Origin of the sequence: Phenylobacterium sp. (assembly GCF_035276905.1) — a bacterium.
In the GTDB taxonomy this organism is placed as follows: Bacteria; Pseudomonadota; Alphaproteobacteria; order Caulobacterales; family Caulobacteraceae; genus Phenylobacterium.
This window is the reverse complement of record NZ_DATELG010000366.1, coordinates 1-6,968: the sequence shown is the minus strand read 5'-3', so window position 1 is coordinate 6,968 and position 6,968 is coordinate 1. Positions and strand designations below refer to the sequence as shown.

The 6,968-nt window shown below is 71.3% G+C and carries 7 protein-coding genes; 2 read left to right on the top strand and 5 right to left on the bottom strand.

Annotated elements, in window-relative coordinates:
- Together VJS38_RS17405 and VJS38_RS17400 are read left to right on the top strand one after the other, a co-directional pair.
- A partial coding sequence (locus VJS38_RS17405) for an amidohydrolase family protein (protein ID WP_324089416.1) occupies nt 1-792 on the top strand: 792 nt, incomplete at its 5' end.
- Nucleotides 793-831: 39 nt separating this feature from the next.
- Complete coding sequence (locus VJS38_RS17400) at nt 832-2,109, top strand: mannosyltransferase family protein (RefSeq protein ID WP_324089415.1); 1,278 nt, start codon at nt 832-834, stop codon at nt 2,107-2,109.
- A 13-nt stretch (nt 2,110-2,122) separates the two neighbouring features.
- Here VJS38_RS17400 and VJS38_RS17395 read toward each other — a convergent pair whose 3' ends face one another.
- The 5 genes from VJS38_RS17395 to malQ all read right to left on the bottom strand — a co-directional run.
- A complete protein-coding gene (locus tag VJS38_RS17395) occupies nt 2,123-2,716 on the bottom strand; it encodes a class I SAM-dependent methyltransferase (protein WP_324089414.1) in 594 nt (197 codons plus the stop codon).
- A 69-nt stretch (nt 2,717-2,785) separates the two neighbouring features.
- Nucleotides 2,786-3,244: an SRPBCC domain-containing protein gene (locus VJS38_RS17390; protein ID WP_324089413.1), complete on the bottom strand. Its 459-nt coding sequence runs from the start codon at nt 3,242-3,244 to the stop codon at nt 2,786-2,788.
- A gap of 36 nt (nt 3,245-3,280) precedes the next feature.
- Nucleotides 3,281-4,273, bottom strand: coding sequence for a CorA family divalent cation transporter (locus tag VJS38_RS17385; protein WP_324089412.1), 993 nt, complete (start codon nt 4,271-4,273; stop codon nt 3,281-3,283).
- A gap of 154 nt (nt 4,274-4,427) precedes the next feature.
- The gene (locus VJS38_RS17380; RefSeq protein ID WP_324089411.1) at nt 4,428-5,954 is read right to left on the bottom strand and encodes a hypothetical protein; all 1,527 of its coding nucleotides are present in this window, start codon (nt 5,952-5,954) and stop codon (nt 4,428-4,430) included.
- 82 nt (nt 5,955-6,036) lie between these two features.
- The coding region (gene malQ, locus VJS38_RS17375; RefSeq protein WP_324089410.1) for a 4-alpha-glucanotransferase at nt 6,037-6,968 on the bottom strand (932 nt) is incomplete at its 5' end.

Here is a 6,968-nt window from a genome sequence, read left to right as displayed (position 1 = left end):
GCCACCACCGACGCCGCGGCCGCCGGGATCCTGGCTGCGGGGCATCGGGCCGGCGCCCTGCCGCAGCGGCTCAGCCTGATGAGCGCGGGGCCGCTCGCCGGGCCTTCGGATCGCGCCTTCGCGGTCGGGCCGGTGAAGGTGCTGCTGGACGATGCGCGGCTTATCGAGCTGGACGACTTCATCGCGCGCATCGAAGGGGCGCGGCAACAGGGGCGGGCGGTCGCCGTCCATTGCGTCACCGCCGGCGAATTGGCCCTGACGCTCGCGGCCTTCGAGATCGCGGGCGCGCGGGCGGGCGACCGCATCGAGCACGGGGGGGTGATCCCGGCCGAAGCGATCCCGACGCTGAGGCGGCTCGGTCTGACGGTCGTCACCCAATCGGCCTTCGTCTTCGAGCGCGGCGACCGTTACCTGGCCGAGGTGGATTTGGCCGAGCAGGGCGACCTCTACCGTTGCGCCTCGCTGCTGTCGGCCGGCGTGCCGGTCGCGGGAAGCTCCGATGCGCCCTACGCTGCGGCCGATCCCTGGGCCGGAATGGCTGCGGCGATCCGGCGGCGCACCCGCGAGGGCCGGCCGATCGGCAAGGCCGAGCGGGTCGATGCGGCCACGGCGCTCGGCCTTTATCTCGGCGCGCAGGCCGATCCCGGCGGCCCGCGCCGGCGGATCGAGATCGGCGGGCGCGCCGACCTCTGTCTCCTGGCGAGCCCGCTCGCCGAGGCCCTGGCGGAGCCGGACGCCGGCCAGGTTCGCGCCACCCTGATCGGCGGCCAAGTGGTCTTCGCGGCGGACTGAGCGGCGGCTAAGACAGGGCCAAGCTGTTCGGAGACGCCCTTGTCCCACACCCTGGCCCGTGCGCCGCTGCGCTGGATCGTGCTCCTGTGGCTCGGCTGGGCGGCGATCCTCTTGGGCTACCAGGCGCTCGCGCCCGGCCGCTTCGAACCGCAAAGGCCGGACCGGGCGACCGCCTGGTCGGCCGACGAGACCCGCGCCGACAGCCACAAGAGCCAGCCCTACATCCTGGACCGGTTCCTCAACGCCCAGGTGGCGTGGGATTCGGAGTACTACATCTCCATCGCCCTGAACGGTTACGACGACCCGGCGATGCGCGCGATCGCTCCCGGCTCGGACCTGGGGGCGGAGACCTCCGGCCAGCGCGGCGCCCACCCAGGCTGGACCCCGGTGAGCTACGCTTTCTTCCCGGCCTATCCGCTGGCCATGCGCGTCGTGGCCTGGCCGCTGAAGCCGTTGGGCCTCACGCCCGTCGCCACCGTGACGCTGGCCGGCGTCGTCGTCTCGCTCGCCGGGACCCTGGCGGCGATGATCGCCATCGCCGAGCTGGCCGCGGGCGCGCAGCTGGCGGAGCGCGGCGACGGCCTCAGGGCCGCGGCCTATCTGCTGGTCTGGCCGGCGAGCTTCTTCCTGGCCCAGGTCTATACCGAGGGCCTGTTCCTAGGTCTGTCGTTCGGCGCCCTGGCGCTCGCGCGTCGCGACCGATGGCTGTGGGCGGGCGTGTTTGCGGCGCTGGCGACGTTCACCCGCTCGACAGGAGCGCTGCTGCTGCTGCCGCTGGGCTGGATGTGGCTGCAGGGCGGTGGACCGGGGCGCCTGCGCGCCGGTCGCTGGTCGGGGGAACTCGTCCGCCTGGCCGCCGTCGGCGCGCCGGCCGCGGCCTATCTCGCGTGGCGCGCGGTGTTCGGCGCGCGCTTCGACTTCATCGAGACGCACCACTTCGGGCGCGGCCTCATGTGGCTGTCGCTGTCCTGGGACTCCTGGCGCGAGGCCTTCGGTCTCGTGGCGAGCGGCGACGCCCAGGCGCGGGCCTACTATCTTGTCGAGGTCTGGGGCGTGGCGGCCGCGGCCGTCGCGACCCTGCTGCTGGTCCGCCGCGATCCGGCCCTGGCGCTGTATGGCCTGGCGATTCTGGTGATCGCGCTCACCAGCGGGGCGGCCCAAGGCATGCATCGCTATGTGCTGAGCCTGCCGGCGCTGTTCCTGGTTCCGGCCCGGCTGGGCCGCCAGCCGGTGTTCGATCGCCTGTGGACCCTGGGCAACACCCTGGCTCTGGCGGTGTTCTGCCTGGCCTTCTCCTGGGACTTCTGGGCCGGTTGAGCCCGTCCGCGCCTCAGGCGGGAAAGTGCTCCCGCACCAGGGCCAGAAGCGCCTGGTCCCCCAGGGGAGGCTTGGTCGCCACCGCCGCCAGCTCGAAGGGGCGTCGCATCACGGCGGCGCGCGCGAAGCCAGCATCCATCAGGGCGCGCATCAGGCTGCTCTGCGTGAATCCGCAGCGATGGGCCATGTAGGTGTGCCCCTGGGCGATCTGGCCGCCGTGGCCATAGAGGGTGTCGTGCGGCGTGATGCCTCCGGCGCGCGACTGGTAGGCGGGCTCGTGCAGTTTGTCCTCGGCGATAAGGGCGGCCATCGCCTGCAGGTCGGGACAGAGGATCACCGCGAAGCCGTCGGGCTTGAGCACCCTGCGGAACTCGGCCAGCGCGCCGGGCACCTGGTGGATGTAGAGGTGCTCGATGTTGTGCGAGGAGAAGAGCGCCTCTACCGCTCCAGAGCCGACCGCAGACATGTCGGTCATGTCCGAGACGATGTCGGGCGCGACCCCGGGGTCGATGTCCAGGCGGATCTCCGACCACTCGGGGCGGCCGAAGGCCGGCGTCGTCCGGTCCTTGCGCTTCTCGCCGCTGCCGACGTGCAGGAAGGTGGGCATGTGGGACTCGCGGCTGACCCTTGCGTAGGTGGCGGCGCCACGCGGGGCGAGCCTAACGAGCCCGGGCCGCTAGCGCCAGCCCGCGCCGTGCAAGCCGTCATAGGCCGGCAGCAGGCCCTCGAGGATGCGGCTCCAGCCTTCGCGGTTGCTGTCGAGGTGGTCCGGCGGGACCCCTTCGTTGGTCAGGGTCAGGCGGCAGCCGTCGCCATCCGGCGCGATCTCGATGGTCACCGTCGTCATGCGCGGATCGAACTGGGGGACGGCGAAGGTGAAAGCCAGCCTGCGCGGGCGGTCGATCTCCAGGTACTCGCCGACATGGCGTACGTCGCCCATGTCGGGACGGCGCTCGGTGAAGCTGAAGGCCCCACCGACCCTGGGGTCGATCTCGGCTGTGATCATCTCGCCGCTCGCCGTGGCGAACATGAAGCGGCGCGCCACGCTTACGTCGAGGAAGGCGTCGAACACCTTTTCGGGCGAGGCGTCGTAGCGGCGGGTCACCGTCACGCTGGAGGTGGGTTGGTCGTTCACGGCTTTTCCTCCTGCAGGATGGCCGAGGCGCTGCGGCTACATGCCGATGCGGCGGATGATCAAGAGCGCCGCCCCGACCACGGCCGCGCACAGCGCGCCCGCGATCAGGAAGCCGCTCGGCGAATGCTCGAAGGGTATGCCCGGGACGTTCATGCCGAAGGCCCCGGTGACCAGGGTGGGCGGGATCAGCAGCGTCGAGATGATCGTCAGCGCGCGCATGCTGCGGTTGGTGGCGTTGTTGATCTGGGTGTCGATCTCTTCATGCAGCAGGCGGCCGCGCTCTTGCAGGACGCCGGCGTCGCGGTCGACGTCCTCCACCGAGGCGATGAGGTCCGCAAGATCGTCGCTCAGGCTCGCCACGCGGCGGCCCTGGCGCCCGATGTGCGCGCGGGCGAGGGCGCTGCGCAAACCCTGCAGCTCCCGACGGCGGCGGGCGATATCGCGGCGCAGCGCGCCCAGCTCGGTGTCGCGCGGATTGGGGGGCTCGGCCAGGACGAAGTCCTCGACCGCGGCGAGCCGCCGGCCGATGTTCTCCAGCAGGAGCTCGGCCTGATCGACGTAGAAGCCCAGGCAGGCGACGATCGCCGCGCCCGGCGTGGGGAAGGGCTCGCCGCGCTGCACCGCGCGGCGCAGGTCGTCGATCGCCAGCAACGGGTGCAGGCGGGCGGTGATGAGCCGGCCGGCGTCGAAGGCGAAGACCAGCCGCCCGGCGTCCTGCGGGTTTCCGGAGAGGTCCCGCTCCAGGTCCGGCAGAACCCCGTACACCCAGCCGCCGTCCTCGACGATCTGCACCCGGTCCTCGCCGGAGAGGAAGAGCTCGAGCGCCTCGGACGGCAGGTCGGGCATATGGCGGATCATCGCCACGGAGCGGACGTCGCCGAGCCGAAGATGGGTCCAGGCCCAGTCGTCTTCCGTCGGTCGGACCGGCTTCAGATCAGGATCGCGCACGGCCGCTCCGCGTCCGCCGCTGAAGCGGAAGCTGCAGATCACGCCGGAGGCTGGAGCCTCCCAGGCATCGACACCGGCCACGGACAGTTCAGGCGCCCACGTTGTGCGGGATTATCGGCGCAGCGAGCTTCACGCCGCAAATATCGGCGGACGATAAGACAAGCATGCGACAACCTCCTGCGCCGTCTCGCGCCGGCGGGCCCAGCGAGCGCCTTTGCTGGCCTTGGCCTTGGCCTCAGCCGCCGACGGGGGCAGGACAAAAGCGCGCTGCATTTGCGTCGCCGCCCGCGCGTCGGCGCATGAGGTCGAAGCGGCCGACCTGCTGGACGGTCTCGAAACCGGCGCCCAGCGCGCGTTCGACCGCGACGCGCTCAGGCGGCAGCGGGTTGTCCATCTTCGGGAAGACGAGCTTTAGGAAGTGCGGGTCCGTCCACTCGCGGTCGAAGACGACCCAGCGCGCCCGCGCCAGCGCCTGCCGGCAAGCCTGCGAATACTGGTTCGGCGTCGTGTAGCTGGGCACAAACACGTCGACACTGGCTGCGTGCTCGCGCCCGGCGAGCACCGGGACGAGCGGCATGTAGGGGTAGAAGAAGATCGGCTGGTCCGCGGGAATCTCGGCCACACGCGCAATCAACGGTCCCGCGTCACCTTCGGCAAAGGCTCCGCGGCCGCGCGGCGTCACGGTCACCGGCAGGTTCGCCGTGCGTCGGACCATTGACGCATAGTCCTCGATCGCAGGCGCGAGGGCGAAGACTGCGACGAGAGCGAGCGCGGCGGCCTGGACGAGGCGTGGCCATTGCCGGGTCGCGTGCTCCAGCGCGAGCCCAAGCAAGGGCAGGGCGAGCGGGATCGTCAGCAGAATGTGGGCCGCGTCCGGCCGCGGATAAGCCCCGACCAGAGCCGCGACGGCGAAACCCGCGCCAGTACGCCACCGCGGCTCGCCAAAGAGGGAACGCGTACGTATGAAGCTCAGGATCGCCAATCCCAGGGCCAGCGGCAAGGCGATCACGAAGAGCTGCGAGCGTGGGTCGCTTCCCGTGCCATAAGGCACGGCCTGGACGCCGGCGTAATGGCGCGCCGGCCAGAAGATCACGTCCTCGAAGGCGGCCGAGGCTGCATGGCGCGAGATGACAAACGCCAGACAGGCCAAGGGGACGACGATCAGGCCTGCGCCGAACGCGAGCCAGCCGCTGCGGCGGAGCGGCAGAACCATGCAAGCCAAGGCCGTGAGCAGGCCGCGCGTCGGCGTCACCATTCCCGCCGCGCCGGCGGCGAGGCCTGCCGCCAAGGCGCTTTTCACCGTCGGCGGTGCGAGGACCGCCAGCATGGCGGCGAGCGAAAGGGCCGTCGTCATCAGGTGATGATTGACCTGGGTCAGAAAACCTTCGCTCGCCATCACCCAGGCGAGCGGAAGGGCGGCGCTCGTCCAGCGAGACACGCCGATCGCCCGGCAGCAGCGGAACGTGAGCGTGGCGATGGCCGCCGTAATCAGAAAAACCAGGGCCCGGATCGAGGGGACCCAAAAGCCGACGAGCTTGAGCCAGGCCGCGGTGACCAGGAAGCCGCCGGGGGGATGAAACTCGAAGACGTCACGGTAGAGCGCTCGGCCCGAAAGAATCTCCGTCGCCCCGCGCAGCAGGATTCCCTCGTCGCCGATCCAGGGGATGTAACGGCGGAAAGGCGCGCACAGCACCAGACTCCCGGCGAATACAGCCAGCATGAGGGGCGTGTCTGCTTCGGCCGTTCTCAGCTTGCGGGTCATCCGCCTCCTCTGCACTCGAGAAAGTGCTGCAGCAAACACTCCCGTAGCTGCCCGCTACGTCGGGGTCACGTTCGGCGACGCATTACTGACCGGAAGCTGCTGATCCCGCCGGCGGACGCGCCTGCTTGACCGCCGCGACGATCGCGCGCCAAGGCTCGACCCCAGGCGCCCCGTCCAGGGCCGCGCCGAGCCGCTTGCGCCAGTTCGGCCGCTCGCGGTCGGTGCCGGGGAGGTTCACCCCGACGCGCTCGCCGACCAGGTCCTCGACCTGCAGCATGACGATCTGACTGGGACCGGCCGCGACGAAGCCGTAGATGGCCGCGGCGAGATCGGCGCTGAACGGGCTGTCCGGCGTCCAGGCGAGCGCGCAGCCCGCCTCGGCCATCGCTGAAAGCAGGGCGGCCTTGTCGGCCGCCCGCTCGCTCAGGGCCGCCTCGGCGCCCCCAGGGTCGAGCAGTCGCAGGGCGCGCCGCTCGCCGATGTCGCGCCCCTCCCACCAACCGGCGATCGGGGCGATGTCGTGCGTGCTGACGCAGGCGAGGGCGCGCGGCGGATACTGGCTCGGGGGGCGGAACGCGGCCCCCTCGCGCTCGAACGGCAGCACCGTGTAGCGGTAGATTCCGGCCGCGCCGAGCGCGTCGCGCAGGCCGTCGGGCACGGTGCCCAGGTCCTCGCCGATCACCAGGCATTCGGCCCTGCGGCTTTCCAGTGCGAGCACGCCCAGCAGGTCGTCCCGCGGATAGGCGACATAGGCGCCCTCGCTCCCTTCCGCGCCCTCGGGAACCCAGAAAAGACGCGAGAGGCCGAGGACATGGTCGATCCTGAGCGCGCCGGCGTGGCGCATGTTGACGGCGAGCAAATCGCTGAAGCTGCGGTAGGCTTCCGCGCGCCAGCGGTGGGGATTGGGCGGCGGCAGGCCCCAGACCTGGCCCTGGGGCGCGAAGAGGTCCGGCGGCGCCCCGATCGAGGCCCCGGTCGCCAGCCGTCCCGCCGCGGCCCAGGCCTCGGCGCCAT